The following is a 16,937-nucleotide window of genomic DNA, read 5'->3' on the forward strand; positions in this document are numbered from 1 at the left end:
AGCTGGGCGACCTGCATGCGGCGGTCACGTCGAAGGCGTACTCACTGGAGCCCCTGCTGGAGCTGGTGGCACGCGACGAGTCAAACGGCGATGGTGACCTCCCGTACCCACCGGAGTACCCCAAGATGGCCGGCGAGCCGAAACGCGTCCAACCGTCCAAGGCCCGGAACGACTGAGCGGATTCGTGCGACGGTCCCAGGTTCGCCACGATTGAGCGGATTCGTCCAGCGGTCCCAGGGCCCATCGCGACTGAGCCGATTCGTCCAACCGTCCTCGCGATCCCGGGCGCTCTGGGTCGGATGAACGTCTCCTTCCGTCCGCGCGCATCGGGTGAAGGTCTCTTCCGCTCGCGCGCATCGGGTGAACGTCCCCTCCGCCCGCACTCGCCGGATGAATGTCCCTCCGCCCCCACTCACTGGGTGAACGTCCCTTCCGCCCGCACGCACCGGATGAATGTCCCTTTCGCTCGCACTCACCGGGTGAAAGCTATCCACACCCCCCCGCTGACCAGCCGGTTTGTCCGTCTCAGCCGGTACAATGGGACCGGGGCCGGCCCCCTGGGTTGGGTGGGGGACTGCCCACGCGACCACCTGCGTTCGCGTTGATCAAGATTTGCGATCGGGAGGCGGTCAGCCGACCTTCTGCCACGGTTGGCAGCCGGCCGTTTCCACGAGTTCTTCCGGCCGGATGGTGAGGGTGCCGGGCCCGGTGATCACGCCGTTGGCGATGAGGCCGCCCGAAGTGTCCGTTCTCGTCCAGTAGCAGCCGCCCGTGTTGGTGCCGCTCGGCCCGGTCGTCTGGTAGATGCCCGGCTCCACCTCGGGGCCGACGCGATGCAGCCCGTCCAGCAGAGCCGTGCCGGGCGTGTCGGGCGGAATGGGCACGGTGACCGTCACGTTGACCGTTGTCGTCTGGAACTGGATGGCGGTGACCGTGACTCGCGTCGGCGGCTGGTCACCGGCCCGTTCGGAGTCGACAGCCATGCCGACCACCGCCGCGACAGCCGTGATGGCCAGCCCGGCCGCGGTCATCACCACCCACGGCCACCGTGGCCAGCGGGGCTTCGACGTCGGCACGTGCCGCTCCTTTCGGCTGATGCACTGGCTTCGTCATGATTGTCTAAACCGTTACGTCTTCGCGACATCCAATGTGGTGAACATGTGCTGCTACTCATGTTTCAAGCAGACTGCGACCGTCGCGGTTGATTTCGGGTCGATCGCAGGGAAACATCGATATGACGGGGCACGGAAAGGAGGTCGTGGTGACGCAGCAGTACGTCGTGCGCTACGTGGGTGGTCCCCTCGACGGGCGTGTCGACACCCTGTCCGAGCTGCCGGAACAACCCAAGGACACCGTGACCCACGTGCACCTGCACGAGGGCCCGAAGATCGTCCACCACTACGACCTCTGCTACGCGGTCGAGTACGGCTGCGAGTACCGGGTCCGCGAGTAGCGGTCCGGCGCCTACCCGAGGTATCCGCTGGTCACCACCAGGGACGCCACCACCGGCCGGTGGTCCGACGCGAGCGTCGCCGGCACGGTCGCCGAGCGCACGTGGATACCGGTCGAGAACGTCACGTAGTCGATTCGTTGCGCTGGCACGCCCGCGGGATAGGTCGGCCCGGTCGGCGCCGGCGTCAGCTTCCGCCACAGCGGGGCCAGCTCCGGGGCGTCCGGCGTCGCGTTGAAGTCGCCCAGCAGCAGGGCAGGGCCGGGCCCCATGATCCGCAGCATGTCCGCGACCTGCGCCGCGCGCACGGCCGGGTCCGGGCGGTAGTCGAGGTGCGTGGCATACACGTGTACCGCCACGCCCCTCGCGACAACCACGGCCTCCGCGAAGCCGGGCGCCGGCGCGGGCACGGGATTTGGCTCCTGTGTGGACAGTCGGGTGATCTCGTGGTTCTCAGTGTGCGGCATGGGAAGCCGGCTCAGGATCGCGACCCCGTACTGTCGCCGCGGCGCACCGGGCGTGAGGGGGTCGAGGTCGTAGATCGGCGCGAAGAACACCCGCATCCGCAGCAGGCGGGCGAGGGCGTGGGCCTGGTCGCGGAACTCGCTGCGCTCCGCCCAGTGCACGTCCACCTCCTGCAATGCCACCACATCGGGATGCGCGGCGCGGATCGTGCCGGCGGTCCGCTCGAGATCGAGTACGCCGTCGGACCCGATCCCGGTGTGGATGTTGTAGCTCAGCACGCGCAGCGTGACGGGTCGCGGCGCCGCCGAGGCGGGTGCGACCGCGAAGAACGACAGCAGGACAAGGACGAGAACCCCGATACGTCGCACGTGTCCAATGATGCCAGTGTTCGGCGCCTCATCCGCCCCGCTCACGACCGTCGGGCGCACGCTCGCCGTGCTCGCGCAGGTAAGGGTGTCGTGGCCTTCGTGCCTGTTCGCGACGCCGGCCTGCGGACCCGACGAGCCGCGGGCGGCGGTTTCCTCGGTGCGCTCCGCCACTCAGTTCGGACGCCGGCGGCCCGTTCGGATCACGGCGGGCAGACGGTGCCGTTGCGGGGAACGGCCGCGTCGGTCAGGAACTTGGTCGCGGCGTCGGTCACGCACGGGGAGAAGCCCAGGGCACCATGTCCGGCGCCCTGCCAGGTCACGAGCACGCCCGAGTCCAGCTGCTGCGCGGCCCGTTCGGTCCCCTCCATCGGGGTGACCGCGTCGCTCGCCGTACCCAGCACCAAGATCGGCGGCGCGCCCCGGCCGGTCGGCGTCGGCAGCGGGTGGTCCGGGATGCTCCACGGCGCGCAGTACGCGACCCGCTGGGCCGTGACCGGGCCGAAGAGCGGGTACTTCTGCATCCACTCGTTCGAGCTTGTCTTCACCTGGTCGGGTGACAGGCGGGTATGCATGTCGTTGCAGGTCGTGACGAGCGTGCCGTCGAGTACGGGGGCCTGGACGTCGCTGCCCACGGCGTACGGGTCCAGGATCCCGACGAGCCCGCGGGGGTCGCGGTTCTTGGCCGCCGCCAGCGCGTCGGCCAGCTCCGGCCAGGTCCCGCGGTCGGCAAGCCCGATCAGCACGGCGTGCATGGCCGCTCCCGCGGTGACGTCGAGCGCCGCCGTGGGGAGCGGGTCCGTGCGCAACTGGCCGAGCAGCTCGAGCAGCGTCCGCTCCGGGTCCGTCCCGAGCGGGCAGCTCCGTTGCACGCAGTCCGCGCTGAACGCGTCCCACGCCGCCTCCCCGCCCTTGGCGACGCCCTCGTACGCGAGCAGCGCGTCGGCCGTCGGGTCGGGCACGCCGTCGAGCACGAGCCGCCCCACCCGATCGGGGAACCGGTCGGCGAACATGCTCACTACGCGTGACCCCTCGCCGTGCCCGACCGCGTTCAGCCGGCTGACGCCGAGCGCGGTGCGCAGCGAGTCGAGGTCGGCGGCGGTGCGCCAGGTGTCGAGGGCCGGCAGCTGGCTCTCCAGCACGATCGAGCACTGCTTCCCCGCGGTCTGGGCGGCCTGGAACCAGGCGTCCACGTCCATGGCGGTGGGGTCCAGCTCGAACATGGCCCGCCGCACCTCGACCGGCACGCAGTTGGCGGCCGCGGAGTTGCCGGTGCCGCGCCGGTCCATGCCGATGAGCTGGAACTTCTTGAAGAACTCCTGGGGCAGCGCCGCAGCGAGCCGTGCGGCGTAGACGGTGCCCGGCAGCCCGTCGACGTCGTTCACGACGGCGATCGGCACCGGTCCGCTCCCGGCGCGGACGAGCTGCAGGCGGACCGTGCCGCGGTCGGGCGCGTACGGGGAGTCGAGGACCCCGTTGACCTTGCCGCACTTGACCGGCAGCCACGCCGGAAGCTTCTGCGCGGCAAGGATGTCCGCCATCTCGCCGGAACAGTTGCGCCAGAGGATCCCGGAGTCGGCGTTCTCGAGCGGCGGTACCTCGTTGGGCGCGATCGTCTGCGTGGTCGACGCGGCCGCGCCGTCGTTGGTGATGATCTCGGGCCGGCTGGACGGACCAGCCGTGCACCCGGAGAGGACACCCACACCGGCGACCAGCATGGCCACACGTACTCGCCAGGCCGTCACCGCGAGAGTCCCTCCGTCCATCCGACTGCCGGCCAGCCTGACACGCAGGAGGTGAGGAGACCGTGAGCGCACCCACCCCTCGCGAGTCCCGCGTTCAGACACCGCGAGTCGCGCGTTCGAACACCGCGAGTCGCGTGTTCGCGCACACGGAGTTGCGGTTTCGTGCAGGTCCGGAGTGCCGGGCCGGTCTCGTGTGCACGAAACCGCAACTCGGCATCTGTGAACGCGGGACTCGGTATGTCTGAACGCGGGACTCGGTAGGTTTGAATGCGGGACTCGCGGGTCAGGCTAGGACTTCTGCCAGGTCGAAACGGACTGGTTCGTCCAGTTGTTCGTACGTGCAGGAGTGTGGGTCGCGGTCTGGGCGCCAGCGGGAGAACTGTGCGGTGTGGCGGAAGCGGACGCCCTCCATGTGGTCGTACCGGACCTCGACCACCCGTTCGGGGCGTAGTGGCACGAACGACAGGTCCTTGCCCGCCTGCCAGCGGCTGCCCTCGGCGTTGCGTGGGGTCCGGTTGCCCTCCTCCTGGCGTGCCCATGCCCACGGGTGGTCGTCGAACGTGGTGACCAGCTCCTGCATCTCCTCGAACAGCTCCTCGCGCCTGGCCAGCGGAAACGCCCCGATCACGCCGACGCTCGCCAGCCTGCCCTCGTCGTTGTACAGGCCGAGCAGCAGCGACCCGATCCGGTTCGGCGCGCTCTTGTGCACCCGGTACCCGGCGACCACGCAGTCGGCCGTCCGCTCATGCTTGATCTTGAACATCACGCGCTTGTCCGGCTCGTACACGCCATCGAGTGGTTTCGCGATCACCCCGTCGAGGCCAGCGCCTTCGAACTGTGAGAACCACTGCTGCGCGACGTCCGGGTCGGTGGTCGTCCTGGTCAGATGAACGGGTGCCTTGGCCGGCGCCAGGGCTTCCTCCAACGCGGCCCGGCGCTCGGCGAAGGGCGACGTCGTGTAGTCCACATCCCCCAGCGCGAGCAGGTCGAACCCGACGAACTTCGCCGGCGTGGTCTCCGACAGCATCTTCACCCGGCTCGCGGCCGGGTGGATCCGCTGCGCGAGCACCTCGAAGTCCAGCCGGTCCCCGGTCGGCCCGACGACCACGATCTCGCCGTCGATCACGCACCGCTCCGGGAAGTTCTCCTTCACCGCCTCGACCAGCTCGGGAAAGTACCTGGTCATCGGCTTCTCGTTGCGGCTGCCGATCTCCACGTCGTCGCCGTCGCGGAAGATGATCGAGCGGAAGCCGTCCCACTTCGGCTCGTAGCTGAACTCGCCCGTGGGGATCTTCTTGACGGGCTTGGCGAGCATCGGCTTGACCGGCGGCATGATCGGCAGCTGCATGCCCGACATTCTCACTCGTCAGCGCCCGCCCGGCGATAGCGAAGCAGCAAAAAACCCTCGTCAGCGGCCAGGACGGACTCGAGCGAGAGGTCCACCGGGGCGGCGGAGGGCAGCCCCGTCGCGATCCGGACCGCCCCGGCGCCGGCCAGCTTCGGCGAGATGGTCAGGCACAGCTCATCCACCGTCCGTTGGCCACAAGATCTCCGAAGAGTGGGAGCGCTCCTCACAGCACACTCCGCAAGACCGTCACGCCGCCCTTTTTGCGCTGGTCACTACGACCTGGATCATATGTGGACGGCGGCTCCCAGTAAGCTGATCCTGGTTCGCGTGTTGGCGCATCAGGTGTAACGCGGACCTTGAAGAAGAGCTGAGGTGAACGGGTTGAAACGCGGCCACGGACCTACCGTCGCTTGAGCTGGTCCGGCATCATGAGTGGAGTCGTCCATCTGTGAGGATCTGGAATAGCCCCTTTGCTTCGCCTCCTCGGACCTCCTGGCCTGGCCGTGCACATAGCCTTCTGCTGGGCAACCGCGCCGATATCGACCTTCTCGACGCTCTCAGGACAGGTGCCATGAGGATGCCTGGGGCCGACTTGCCATGGCGATTGAGTGTCGATGGCTCTGGTCACCGGTGAAGAGCGCTGGCCCGCGAGGCCAGGCAGACTGGCGGACTGGTGCACGCTGAGAATAATGCGGAGGATATCAGACGTGCGTCTTGTAGGCGTCGGCTGCATTCGACCGGTCCGCTGCCCGCCACATCGCCCAACGGCCGATATTCGTGACTGGCGACGGCGTGCTGGTAAGGCCGAGTACGCGACACGTAATGTCGTTGCCAAGGGCGGCGGACTTAGACGGATCGCTACGAGTTCCCCATGCACGTGCACCGACTTTGTCCTCGCCTGCGCAAATTCGTTCGTATCCAGAGGAGCTCCTACGTCGTCGGTTCGCGAGAGGGTGCTGGTCTATGGCGCTGCTGAGGTGGATTCACGGGCAGGACTTGACGACCAGCGAGAATGCTCCGGGTCCGCCGACTTCTGCGTGAGGCCGGTCCCGGGCCTGGCAACTCGGGGGACGCAAACAAGCTGAGGGACGTGTTCATGCTGAGGGTTTCTTCCTCCATTCTGCCTGGCAGGGTGGTCGATTCGACTCGGCGAACGGAACTAAGACTAGGTGAGGTCTACGGGGAGTCAACTTATGACTGAGCGGGACGAGCGGCGCGACGCGGATGCCGGTGTGCGGGTCAGGCTCGCGAAGGCATCGTCGCCGGAAGAGCAAATCGACTTACTCAAAAGGCATTTCATACGGCGTGCCCGGTCGAAGTCGACGGCATGGATCGACGATCTCGCGGATGTCGCCGAGGAGTGCCGCCTAGAACTGCCCGTGGTCCGGCAAGCGGTGAGCGATCTTGCCTGGCAGGCGCGTGAGGTAGGTCAGCCTCTGCTGGCAGACAGTGAGAACGGCGGTCGGCTGAGTGCTGGGAGTGTGTTCAAGCAGCTCTGCCGTCAGTATCTGCAAGGATTCCGGCTGCGTTTCGACTTCAAGTTCGAGGCGCTTGGTGCGCAACTGCCTGCATGGTTGCGGGGCCATCCAGGGGATGCGTTGCTGCTTGCGCTATCGGCGTTCGCCGGGCTCGGTCGCGGCGCACCTGGGGCGCTACGTGCCGTCGAGACCTCGTTGGGATCGTCAAACTCTGACGCCGTGTCCCGCAATGTGTGCCTGCACGCGTTGTGGTTTGGCAATCATATTGAAGATCAGGCCGAACGAATTGTGCAGCTGTCTGATGAGATCATCAATCGCGGTGAGGATGGTGCGAATCTCTATTTCTGGCGAGCATATGCACTACGTCGGATGGAGAGGTTCGACGACGCTTTGAAGTCGATCGATCAGGCGATTTCGCTGCATCCAGTCGGCATGAATATCGTTCACCAGGACTATGTTCGCGAACGAGCATTGATCACCACATCGAGGCTCCTGTTTTCTCAGGTCGCCGAGCACGCCCGACAGGTCTCGGAGGACCTTCGCGAAGAGCTGCATCAGCAGTTGGAATCCGCAAAGGCTGAACTCGTGCAGAAACAGGAGGACGCTCAGAGGGCGGTTTCTGACAGTTTGCTCAAGATTGTCGAAATTCTTGGCCTGTTTATTGCCCTAGTCGGCTTCTTGGCGGGCTCGGGTGTAATTGTCTTTCGTGCGATTGGATTTTGGCAGCATTTCGCGTCAATGTCGATATTGTTGGTAGGGGCCATAGTGTTCTTCGTTCTGCTTCGGCTGGTAATCAACCACAAACCTGTACGTCGTTATGCTGGTAGCTCGAGCAGAAGCGTGTCCCGTCGCGCGAAGTCGGGCGAGATGACATCGGCCACGTAGTCGCCGACCTGCCGGCCCGTGAGCCAGTCGGTCGCCGGCTGCTCGCCGGTCCACCCGTCGGTCACGATCGGAGTCATTATTGTGACCTCGTGTAGTCGGACTTGTCGCCCGATGTCGCTAACCGCGATTGTACGCAGCATCATCCGCTGCGCGGCGCCAGTTATCGAGATCGGCGCCGCATGCGGTTCTGGGTGGTCGGCAGCGATGCCGGCGAGCGTAACGAACACCGGATCATCGCTCTGGGCGAGCACCGGCAGGAGGCCGCGCGCTACTAGGAAGTGGGAGGTGAGATTGTCATTCAGGATCCGGCTCCAGGTGCTCATCGACAGGTCAACGAACTGCTCGCCTTCCCACCAGGCGCCGAGTGAGGCCACCACCCCACGCAGTTGGCCGTGCTGATTGAGCACCTCGTCGCGAACTCGGGTGATCCCCGTCTCGCTCCCCACGTCACCGACTAGGAGGCGCAGGCGATCCCTGGCAGTTGGATCGACTCTTCCGGCCAACGCCGCGAGTCTAGCCTCGCTCCGCGATGGCACGACGACCGTCGCGCCGCGATCTAGCAGCGCGTGGACGATACATTCGCCAGCCACGCCGGCACCACCTGCGACGAGGACAATGCCCAGGTCCGGAGCAGGTTTGGTCAACGCTTGCTGTTCCGATGCTGGTTGACCAGCGCCCACACGGATACGGACTTGTTGTCCTCGTCGCCGCTACGTGCCCGTCTGGCGATCGTGGGCTCCGAGCGGCCGGCGCCAGCTTCGAGTTCCTGGCGGATCTGGTCGTAGATCGGGGTGTCGGACAAGGTCACCCATCCTCCCGTCGTCAGCCAAACCCTCGCAGGCTACGCAGCGTACAGCGTCGCATCCAAATCGAGGCGAAGGGGGTTGCGTTAGAAAACGGTTCGCCACAAACGCCCCGATATCGGAAGATCTGCGGTATGGGCGCGGGATATCTCGAGGCGAACGGGCTTGCCCACAGGCTCGACGACGGGCGGCAGCTGTTCGCGGACGTGGCGTTTCGCGTCAGTACGGGGCAGGTCACGGCACTCGTCGGGGCGAACGGCGCGGGCAAGACGACGTTGCTGCGCATGCTGTCCGGCGAGCTGTCGCCGCTGGCGGGTGGGGTGACGGTCCAGGGCGGACTCGGCGTGATGCCGCAGTTCATCGGGTCGGTGCGGGACGACACCACGGTCCGGGACCTCCTGCTGGCCGTCTCGCCGGCCGCTCTGCGTGCCGCCGCCGGGGAGCTGGACGACGCCGAGCTGGCCATGATGGACACCGACGACGAGCCGACTCAGTTGCGTTATGCGACTGCCCTGGCCGGCTGGGGTGAGGCCGGCGGGTACGACGCCGAGGTCCTGTGGGACACGGTGACGGTCGCCGCGCTCGGGGTGCCGTATGACCGGGCGCGGTTCCGGTCGGTGTCCACGCTGTCCGGTGGCGAGCAGAAACGCCTGGTGCTGGAGGCGTTGTTGCAGGGGCGCGAGCAGGTGCTGCTGCTCGACGAGCCGGACAACTACCTCGACGTTCCTGGCAAGCGCTGGCTGGAGGGCCGGCTGGCGTCCACCCGCAAGGCCGTGCTGCTCGTGAGCCACGACCGCGAGTTGCTCGCGAACGCCGCCACTCACGTGGTGAGCCTGGAAGGGGGCTCGACGTGGGTGCACGGCGGCGGGTTCGGCACCTGGCACGCGGCACGCGAGGCCCGGTGGGAACGCATGGCCGAGCTGCGCAGGCGCTGGGACGAGGAGCACGCCAGGCTCAGGGAGCTGGTCCGCACCCTGCAGCAGCAGGCCATGATCAGCGAGGCCATGGCCGCCAAGTACCGGGCGATGCAGACCCGGCTGCGGAAGTTCGAGGAGGCCGGCGCGCCCCCGCCGCCGCCGCGTGAGGAGGACGTGAAGCCGCGGTTGCGGGGCGGGCGGACCGGGCTGCGGGCGATCCAGTGCGCGTCGCTGGAGCTGACCGGGCTGATGGCGCCCTTCGACCTGGAGGTGTTCTTCGGCGACCGGGTCGCGGTGCTGGGGTCGAACGGGTCGGGCAAGAGCCACTTCCTGCGGCTTCTCGCCGGTGACCCGGTGACCCACGACGGCGTGTGGAAGCTCGGCGCGCGGGTCGTGCCGGGACTGTTCGCGCAGACCCACCAGCACCCCGAGTGGGTTGGGCGGACGCTGCTCGACGTGCTGTGGCGCGGCGAGGACGGCCGTGAGGGGCTGGACGAGGGCGCGGCGTCGTCCCGGCTGTCCCGGTACGGGCTGGCCGGCGCGCGGTCGCAGCGGTTCGAGACGCTGTCCGGCGGGCAGCAGGCGCGGTTCCAGATCCTGCTGCTGGAGCTGTCGGGCGCGACGCTGCTGTTGCTGGACGAGCCGACGGACAACCTGGACCTGACGTCGGCGGAGGCGTTGCAGGACGCGCTGGAGGCGTTCGAGGGCACGGTGCTGGCGGTCACGCACGACCGCTGGTTCGCGCGGTCGTTCGACCGGTTCGTCGTGTTCCGTTCGGACGGCCAGGTGTCCGAAGTGGACGAACCGGTGTGGGACGAGACACGGGTGCGGCGGACTCGCTGATGACGACCGCTTCGGATCTTGCGCCCACCGGCGTTTTGCGTGCCTCGATCAACCTCGGGAACCCCGTGCTGGCTCAGGGGTCTCCCGACAGCCCGACCGGCGTCACGGTCGACATCGCCCGGGAGGTGGGCGCTCGGCTCGGGCTGCCGGTGGAGCTGGTCTGCTTCGACGCGGCCCGCAGGTCGTTCGAGGCGCTGACCTCCGGACGGGCCGATCTCTGCTTTCTCGCGATCGAGCCGGCGCGGGAGGCCGAGGTGGCGTTCACCGCGCCGTACGTGGTGATCGAGGCTGTCTACGCGGTGCCCGTGGGATCTCCGGTGCGGGGGCCGGACGACGTGGACCGCCCCGGCGTTCGGGTGGGGGTGAAGCGCGGGTCGGCGTACGACCTGTTCCTGACGCGCACGTTGCGGAATGCGACTGTCGTGCGGGGCGACGAGGGCATCGACGTGTTCCGCGCCGAGGGGCTGGAGGTGGCGGCCGGCATCCGGCAGCCGATCACGGCGTTCGCGGCGGCGCACCCGGACGTGCGGGTGGTCGAGGAGCGTTTCATGGCGATCCGGCAGGCGGTTGGCACGACGAAGGACCGCCGGCCGGAGACGGTGGGCTTCCTGCGTGAGCTCGTCGAGGAGCTGAAGCGGAGCGGCTTCGTCGCGGAGTCGCTCCGCCGGGCCGGCCAGTCCGCGACGATTCCCGACCAGAGCCCGTGACGTGAGTCCTCGTGTGCCTCGCACTTCGGAGCCCACACAAGGATTCCGGGAAAGCGTGGGGTGGTCCCGCACCCGGGACCGGGCGGGCGCGGGACCACGTCTTCGGGTTACGCGGGCACGGTCGCGATGGGCACGCCGCCTCGGACGTTGCCCTGTGCCACCAGGCTGACCGGGCCCAACGTCGCCTGGTCCAGTGCGATCACGGCCAGCGCCAGGCTGTTCTTCCCGTGCTCGCGCAGGATTCCGGCCGGCAGCGCGAACTCGCGTTGCGGCCCGGCATCCGCGGTGAACTGTCCCAGCTGCCAACCGTTCAGGAAGATCAGCACCCGGTAGGCGCCCGTGCCGCCGAAACGCAGGCCCACCGGCACGTCCTGTCCGCGTGGCAGGTCCAGCCCGAACTCCGTGCGGTACCACGTCACCCCGGGCGCCAGCGTGGCAGGCGGCCGGCCCCACCCGCGCTCGGCGGTGTTCGGCAGCGGCCAGCCGGCGCGTTCACCATGCAGCCCCCCGCTGTTCAGGGGGCCACGCAACGGATCCGGCCTGTTGCCCTGCAACCGCCACGTCACCGGCGGCGGCTCCGTCGTGCCGGTGCCGACCAGCTCCGCGCCCACCAGACCTCGTGGCTGCTTGAACCGGTTGTCGTCGACGGTCCAGTCGTCGTTGTGGCCCATGTTCTCCACCAGCACCGAGAGCACGGCCGGCGTGCCGGGCGCGAGCCCCGGGAGGGGGAACGTCCCCGGCCCCGGCCGAGGGTTGACCGGCGCGTCCGCGTCGGCCTGCACACCGCCCCGGGCCCAGCCGAGGTACCTGCCGTTGAGCCACACCTGGTACACGCCGTTCTTGCCGGTGATCGCGTTCAGCGACACCGCCGTCTCGCCGCCCGTCGCGGTGAACCTGCCCTGGTACCAGACATGCCCGTAGTCGGCGCCGTAGTCACCGGCGTACAGGACCGGCCGGGTCACCGGCGGGAACGGGCTCCCCGACGTGGTGTGCGACGCCACCGTCCAGCTCGCGTCGTCCACCACCGTGGACTCCGTGCGGGACCGCCAGTCCGTCAGCTTCGGCAACCGCACGGGCGTGGGGCTCGACACCGAACCCACCAGGGAACCGCTTGCCGTCGGGCGAACCGCCACCGGCGTCGAGCCGATGACGAGCCGCCGCGCCGGCGCGAACACCTCCACCTCGCCCGCCTCGGCGACGTCCGCCCGCAGCGTCACGGTCGACCCGGACACCCGCGCGTCCCGCACCAGCGCGGTGCCGCGCACCAGCACCGGACCCGACGCCGTGTCCGCCCGCCAGAAGCGTGCGGCCTCCTCGTCGGTGCCCAGCAACAGCAGCATCGGCGCCCGGCCGCCGCCGGTCACCAGCACCCGTGCCAGCCCGTCGTGTGTGTAGTCGAGCCGCAGGTCACCGTCCGAATAGGACGAACGGACGTCGCCGGACAGCACCCGTACGGACGGCTTCGACCGGTACCGGAACACGGTCGAGCCCGCCGTGCCCGCGCGGCCGTACAGCAGGGCGACGTCCCGGCCGCCGATCCGTTCGTGCGTCATGATCTCCGACGTCGACAGCACCAGCCGCTGACCACCCAGGTCGTACCCGGCCACCAGCACGAGCGCGTCCCGGCCGGTCAGTGACACCGGCACGGTGTACCGGCCGTCCGGTGTCGACCAGTCCAGTGTGGACCGGTCGGCGGTGGTCGCCGCGCGGTCGGTGTGCCGCAGCAGCACGAACTGTGTGCCGGTGTCGGGGTTCGCGCGTGCCACGGTCGTCAGCGCCGGGTTGCCGGACGCCGGCGCGGTCGCCGGGTCCGTCTTCGTCAGCGGCGCCACCGCGTGCGCGAAGTAGCCCTGCCGCTTGAACTCGTCGTACTTCGCGGTGAGCTGCCGCGACTCGGTGATCGCCGAACCGTAGTCGTACGAGGTGTAGACGTCGTTCGGCTGGCCGAGCCAACCCCAGTTCGTGCCGCCGTAGGCCATGTAGAACCCGAACATGGTGGCGCCGCTCGCGATGAGGTTGTTCTTGTAGAAGTACTTCATGTAGCTCGGGCCGGTCAGGTTCTCGCGACAGGCGTCGTAGCCGACCCGGTTCCCGTCGATCGAGCCGGCCTGGTACTCGGCGGCGTACACCGGCGCGGTCTCGGACAGCCGCTCGGTGACGCCCTCCCCCCACGGGCCCCAGGTCTCGGGCGCCTGGCACTCGAACGACTGCGGGTAGTCGTCCACGCCGGGGATCTGCACCGCGCCAAGGCCTTCCGCCCAGTGCGGTGTCCAGGACGCGTCACAGCACTGGTTGTGCGTGATCGGCACGTCGATCCCACTCGCCCGCGCGAAGTCCTGCAGGTCCTGCATGTACCGCGCGTCGGTGTTGGCCGCGTACTCGTTCTCGACGTTGTACGCGATCACCGACCCGCCGCGGGTCAGCTGGTGCCGCGCGATGATCGGGTTCAGGTGACCGAGCCAGTCCCGGTACGCGGCCGTGTAGTCGGGGTCGCTGGTCCGCGCGGTGCCGGGAACCTGCTTGAGCCATGCGGGAAAGCCGCCGCCGGTCGTCTCCGCGTTGATGTACGGGCCGGGCCGCACCACCACGTACAGGCCGAGCTCCTCGGTCATGCGCAGCAGCAGGTCGACGTCCCGCACGCCGGTGAAGTCGTAGCTTCCCGGCGCGGGGGAGTGGTAGGCCCAGTCGAAGTACAGCGAGACGCCGTTGAAGCCGCCTGCCTTGATCTTCTCGAGCACGTCCCGCCACAGCGACGGGCTCGGCAGGCGGAAGTAGTGGAACTCACCGCCCCACAACAGAACCCGCTTGCCGTCGACCTTCATCGAGTAGCGGTCGTAGCTCACCGTGTGAGCCGGTCGGGCCTCGGTGGGCGCGGCCTCGGCAGGCGTGACGAGGCCCGCAACGAGCGCGGCGAGCGTCGCGGCGATGACTGCCTTCCTCATCGTCCCGGTCACCTCACCGTGAACGTGTCGATGCGCAGGTCACCCGTGAACACGAGGTACACGTCGTGCGTGCCGGTGGCCCCGCGGAGCGAGGCGGAGACGCTGGCATAGGTGTACTTGTCCGCGGTGCCGGCGAAGCTCGCCGTGCCGGCCAGGAAACCGGTCGGACCGGCCAGCCGGACCTCGACCGTGCCGGCGCCGCCGGCCACCCGGGCGGTGAACGTCGTCGCGTTGTGCAGCAAGGAGTTCCGGAAGGAGACCCAGTCGCCGGTGGACGCGCCGACGGCCTCGCCACGGGCCTTCGACGTGTCCACCAGGTCGACGCCCGCGTAGTCGTCGAAGTCGATGGCACGCGTGGTCCGCGAGAGGTCGCGCGGCGGGATCGTCTCGCCCCTGACCGAAACCGACGACCGCTGCCGGATGTCCCCGGCAGACGCGCCGACCAGCACGTCGTACGTGCTGCTCTCGACCACCCACCTACCGCGGGTGACGTCCCAGTGCGCCAGGTCCCCGACCGGAACCCGCAGCGTGACCGTCTTCGTCTCGCCCGCACGCAGGTGCACCCGGTCGAACGCGCGCAGCGTCAGGTTCGGCCGCGGGTCGCGTGAGGTCCGCTGGTGCGTGTACAGCTGCACCACCTCGTCACCCGCCCTGCGGGAGGTGTTGGTGACCGGCACCCGCACCTCGACCGTGCCGTGCTGCTGGCTCACCCTGAGGGATCCGTAGCGGAACTCGCTGTAGGAAAGGCCGTGCCCGAACGGGTAGAGCGGCCTGCCGTCGAAGTACTGGTAGGTCCGGCGGGTCTTGATGATGTCGTACTCGAGGATGCTCGGCAGGTCCGCTTCCGAGCGGTACCACGTCTGCGTGACCCGGCCGGCCGGGTTGACGTCGCCGAACAGCACGTCCGCGATGGCATGCCCGGTCTCCTGCCCGGCATGCGTGGTCCACACGATCGCCGGAATGTTGTCCTGCTCCCAGGTGAGCGTCGTCGGGTAGCTGTTCTCCACCACCACGACGGTGTTCCGGTTCGCCGCGTACACCGCCCTGACCAGCGCCGACTGGCCTTCCGCCAGTGCCATGGTGGTCCGGTCGTGGTCCTCGCGGCCGTTGATGAACGGCATGCTGCCCACCACGACCACCGCCACGTCGGCGCCCTTCGCCGCCGCCACCGCGCTGTCGACGCCGCGGGCGAGGGTCTCCTTCGTGAACCTGGTCGCGCCGGCCGCGTCCGGGGAGCCGAGGACCAGCCCACCATCCGCGGTCACGGTCACGTAGTTGTTCGGGCCCTCCCAGTCGTTGGGCGTCTCGAAGCCGACGTACTTGATCACGATGGCGCCGTTCCCGGCGTCCTCGAACGTGAACTGCTGCTGCACGAACCAGTCGCGCGGCTGCGGCGCCCGGTTCACGAACGAGGCGGTCGCGCCGAAGTCGGCCCGCTCGACGTACTTGCCGTTGGCCACACTGCGCAGCGTCAGCACGCCCTGGCCCCAGTCGAAGACGTCGAACCGCTCCGCGGCACCGGCCGAGACGGCGGTCGCCGTCAGCGGCGCGCCGTCCGCACCGGACCCGGCGGTGACGTACCGGCCGCTTCTCGCCTCCCGCAACGCGATTCGGTCGACGGCCTCGTCGCCGGTGACCGTGACACCTCGCTCGGCGATGCCCGCCCGCGGGGTCACCGTGTACGGCGGTCTGCCGGAGTACCAGTCGGTGTAGAGCGTGTCGGTGAGCGGCCCCACCACCGCGACCTTCCTCGTCGACGGGGCCAGCGGCAGTGTGCCCGCGTTCTTCAGCAGTACCACCGCCTTGCCGGCCGTCTCGCGGGCGAGGCGCTGGTGCGCCGGGCTGTTCACGACGGCCATCGTGATGCCGCCGTACGGGCCGCCGTTCGGGTCGAACTCGCCGAGCCGGAACCGGATGGTGAGGATGTGCCGGACCGCTTCGTCCACATCGGACTCGGCGAGCAGGCCCTGTGCCAGCGCGGTGTTCACTGCGTCGGTAGTGGGGCCGGCGTTGGTGTTGTCGGTCGTGAAGCTGTCGATGCCGGCCCTGAGCGCGGCGGCGTCCGCCTCGGCGAGCGTGCCGTGGTAGGCCTGGGAGCCGGTCACCGGCAGGTTGTTCGGGGCGCCCGCGTCCGTGACGTTCAGCAGCACCTGGTCGGTCCACGTCCGCACCACGTCGTCGAGGTCCGGGCTGACCGTCATCGGCCGGCCGTTGGCCAGGTTGTACGACGCCATCACGCCCGTCGCCGCGTCGGCCGCGATGGCCGGCCGGAACGCGGCCTCGTCGTACTCGTGGCGCACCCGCGGCCGCAGGTTCGACGACGTCCGGTCGCGCCGGACCTCGTTGTTGTTGGCCAGGTAGTGCTTCAGCGTCGGCGCGGTCTTCAGGTGGCGCGGGTCGCCGCCGCTCATGCCGCCCGCGTAGGCCGTGGAGATCACCCCGGTCAGGTACGGGTCCTCCGAGTAGCCCTCCTCGTTGCGGCCCCAGCGCGGGTCGCGCAGCAGGTTCACCACCGGCGCCCACGCGTTGAGGCCCCACACCACCGGGTTGTCCGAGTGGTAGCCGCGGATCTCGTCGCCCACCACCGAACCGACCCGCCTGATCAGCTCAGGGTCCCAGGTCGAGCCGAGCCCGACCGCCTGCGGGAACACCGTCGCCACGGCGGTCCGCACCGCGCCGGGATCGGGCGTCGACGTGATGTCGGTGGACCACGCGATGCCGTGCAGTGCCTCGGTTCCGGTCTTGAACAGCGCCATCCCGAGACGCGGGATGGCCGGTTGGTACTGGTGTAACAGGGAGACCTTCTCGGGCAGGGTCAGGCGGCCGAGCAGGTCGTCGACGCGGGCGGCGAGCGGGAGCCGGGGGTCGCGGAACGGGGCGCCGGCCACCGCCGCCGCCGCTTCGACCGGGGCGGCGAAGGCGGCGGTCAGCACACCCGCGACGGCCAGGAACGTTCGTCTTCTGATACTCATGAGCACTCCAGTGGGCT

General features: G+C 68.9%; 13 protein-coding genes and 1 pseudogene. 5 read left to right on the plus strand and 9 right to left on the minus strand.

Annotated features, from left to right (window positions below; genetic code table 11):
• Positions 1–176: pseudogene (locus VET29_RS35475) on the plus strand (ATP-dependent DNA ligase); the annotation flags it as partial.
• A 453-nt stretch (positions 177–629) separates the two neighbouring features.
• Here VET29_RS35475 and VET29_RS35480 read toward each other — a convergent pair.
• Entirely contained in the window at positions 630–1,076 is a 447-nt protein-coding gene (locus VET29_RS35480; protein WP_324929065.1) for a hypothetical protein, read from the minus strand.
• A gap of 158 nt (positions 1,077–1,234) precedes the next feature.
• Here VET29_RS35480 and VET29_RS35485 point away from each other — a divergent pair, with 158 nt between their 5' ends.
• On the plus strand, positions 1,235–1,453 hold the full coding sequence (locus VET29_RS35485; RefSeq protein WP_324929067.1) for a hypothetical protein: 219 nt from the start codon (positions 1,235–1,237) through the stop codon (positions 1,451–1,453).
• Between the two features lie 11 nt (positions 1,454–1,464).
• On the opposite strand, the gene VET29_RS35490 is transcribed toward VET29_RS35485, so the two are convergent.
• The 4 genes from VET29_RS35490 to VET29_RS35505 form a co-directional block, all read right to left on the minus strand.
• On the minus strand, positions 1,465–2,283 hold the full coding sequence (locus tag VET29_RS35490; RefSeq protein WP_324929069.1) for an endonuclease/exonuclease/phosphatase family protein: 819 nt from the start codon (positions 2,281–2,283) through the stop codon (positions 1,465–1,467).
• Positions 2,284–2,483: 200 nt separating this feature from the next.
• Positions 2,484–4,025 (minus strand): alpha/beta hydrolase, encoded by a 1,542-nt coding sequence (locus VET29_RS35495; protein ID WP_324929071.1) that lies wholly within the window; start codon positions 4,023–4,025, stop codon positions 2,484–2,486.
• A gap of 283 nt (positions 4,026–4,308) precedes the next feature.
• Positions 4,309–5,373, minus strand: a complete 1,065-nt coding sequence (locus VET29_RS35500; RefSeq protein WP_324929073.1) for an ATP-dependent DNA ligase — start codon at positions 5,371–5,373, stop codon at positions 4,309–4,311.
• A gap of 11 nt (positions 5,374–5,384) precedes the next feature.
• Positions 5,385–5,555, minus strand: coding sequence for a hypothetical protein (locus VET29_RS35505; RefSeq protein ID WP_324929075.1), 171 nt, complete (start codon positions 5,553–5,555; stop codon positions 5,385–5,387).
• A gap of 1,011 nt (positions 5,556–6,566) precedes the next feature.
• Here VET29_RS35505 and VET29_RS35510 point away from each other — a divergent pair.
• The gene (locus VET29_RS35510) at positions 6,567–7,736 is read left to right on the plus strand and encodes a tetratricopeptide repeat protein (protein ID WP_324929077.1); all 1,170 of its coding nucleotides are present in this window, start codon (positions 6,567–6,569) and stop codon (positions 7,734–7,736) included.
• On the opposite strand, the gene VET29_RS35515 is transcribed toward VET29_RS35510, so the two are convergent.
• Positions 7,667–8,416 (minus strand): SDR family oxidoreductase, encoded by a 750-nt coding sequence (locus VET29_RS35515; protein WP_324929080.1) that lies wholly within the window; start codon positions 8,414–8,416, stop codon positions 7,667–7,669. The genes VET29_RS35510 and VET29_RS35515 overlap by 70 nt on opposite strands.
• A complete protein-coding gene (locus tag VET29_RS35520; RefSeq protein ID WP_324929082.1) occupies positions 8,377–8,544 on the minus strand; it encodes a hypothetical protein in 168 nt (55 codons plus the stop codon). Before VET29_RS35520 ends, VET29_RS35515 begins: the two co-directional genes overlap by 40 nt.
• Positions 8,545–8,673: 129 nt before the next feature.
• Here VET29_RS35520 and VET29_RS35525 point away from each other — a divergent pair, with 129 nt between their 5' ends.
• Both VET29_RS35525 and VET29_RS35530 read left to right on the plus strand, forming a co-directional pair.
• Positions 8,674–10,299, plus strand: coding sequence for an ABC-F family ATP-binding cassette domain-containing protein (locus VET29_RS35525; protein WP_324929084.1), 1,626 nt, complete (start codon positions 8,674–8,676; stop codon positions 10,297–10,299).
• Complete coding sequence (locus VET29_RS35530) at positions 10,299–11,006, plus strand: transporter substrate-binding domain-containing protein (protein WP_324929086.1); 708 nt, start codon at positions 10,299–10,301, stop codon at positions 11,004–11,006. Before VET29_RS35525 ends, VET29_RS35530 begins: the two co-directional genes overlap by 1 nt.
• A 107-nt stretch (positions 11,007–11,113) precedes the next feature.
• Here the strand turns inward: VET29_RS35530 and VET29_RS35535 are convergent, their stop codons facing one another.
• Entirely contained in the window at positions 11,114–13,948 is a 2,835-nt protein-coding gene (locus VET29_RS35535; protein ID WP_324929088.1) for a beta-galactosidase, read from the minus strand.
• Between the two features lie 8 nt (positions 13,949–13,956).
• Complete coding sequence (locus tag VET29_RS35540) at positions 13,957–16,920, minus strand: glycoside hydrolase family 3 C-terminal domain-containing protein (protein ID WP_324929090.1); 2,964 nt, start codon at positions 16,918–16,920, stop codon at positions 13,957–13,959.
• Between the last annotated feature and the right edge of the window lie 17 nt (positions 16,921–16,937).

The sequence above is a fragment of the Actinophytocola sp. genome (assembly GCF_035634895.1).
Classification (GTDB): domain Bacteria; phylum Actinomycetota; class Actinomycetes; order Mycobacteriales; family Pseudonocardiaceae; genus Actinophytocola.

Bases quoted from the DNA above. Each gene is read 5' to 3' on its own strand.
- VET29_RS35540 (WP_324929090.1), bottom strand. From the start codon at position 16,920: ATGAGTATCAGAAGACGAACGTTCCTGGCCGTCGCGGGTGTGCTGACC.
- VET29_RS35535 (WP_324929088.1), bottom strand. From the start codon at position 13,948: ATGAGGAAGGCAGTCATCGCCGCGACGCTCGCCGCGCTCGTTGCGGGC.
- VET29_RS35510 (WP_324929077.1), top strand. From the start codon at position 6,567: ATGACTGAGCGGGACGAGCGGCGCGACGCGGATGCCGGTGTGCGGGTC.
- VET29_RS35525 (WP_324929084.1), top strand. From the start codon at position 8,674: ATGGGCGCGGGATATCTCGAGGCGAACGGGCTTGCCCACAGGCTCGAC.
- VET29_RS35530 (WP_324929086.1), top strand. From the start codon at position 10,299: ATGACGACCGCTTCGGATCTTGCGCCCACCGGCGTTTTGCGTGCCTCG.
- VET29_RS35500 (WP_324929073.1), bottom strand. From the start codon at position 5,373: ATGCAGCTGCCGATCATGCCGCCGGTCAAGCCGATGCTCGCCAAGCCC.
- VET29_RS35485 (WP_324929067.1), top strand. From the start codon at position 1,235: ATGACGGGGCACGGAAAGGAGGTCGTGGTGACGCAGCAGTACGTCGTG.